This is a genomic window from Ciceribacter ferrooxidans, assembly GCF_004137355.1.
GTDB classification, from domain to species: Bacteria; Pseudomonadota; Alphaproteobacteria; order Rhizobiales; family Rhizobiaceae; genus Allorhizobium; species Allorhizobium ferrooxidans.
The window spans coordinates 1-577 of record NZ_SDVB01000168.1 but is presented as its reverse complement, the minus strand read 5'-3'; the positions used below and the strand labels follow the sequence as shown (position 1 = coordinate 577).

1 pseudogene is annotated in these 577 nt (G+C 47.0%); it reads left to right on the top strand.

Features of this window, described 5'->3' with window-relative positions:
• Positions 1–39: 39 nt before the first annotated feature.
• Positions 40–577: pseudogene (locus EUU22_RS04330) on the top strand (keratin); the annotation flags it as partial.

Below are 577 nucleotides of genomic sequence, written 5' to 3'. Positions count from 1 at the left end.
TTTTTTTGCATTTCTCTATTGCTGCATTAAGAGGAGGACTTGCACAGCTACCTTTCTTCTAACATGTCTTTTCAAAAGAGCTCAGGATCTTCAGGAATATCTGTTGGTGGTGGTGGTGGTTATGGTACAGGCATTTGCTCTTTTCTTGGGAGTTCTGGAGGGGCTTGCGGTTCAGGAGGCTATGGAAGTAATTTAGGTGTCGGTACAGCTAGCGGCTTTGGTGGTGGTTATGGTACAGGCATTTGCTCTTTTCTTGGGAGTTCTGGAGGGGCTTGCGGTTCAGGAGGCTATGGAAGTAATTTAGGTGTCGGTACAGCTAGCGGCTTTGGTGGAGGAGACTTTAGTGGCTTTGGAGGAAGCGCATTCTTTGGTGGAGCTGGTGGCTTTGTTTGTGGTGGAGAAGGCCTGCTTGCAGGAGGTGAAAAGGAAACCATGCAGAATCTTAATGACCGTCTGGCTGCATACCTGAACAAAGTGCGTTCTCTAGAGGAGGCCAACACTGATCTTGAATGCAAGATTAGAGATTGGTATGAGCAACATCGCATTGCAAATATGCCAGATCGTGACTACACTAAAT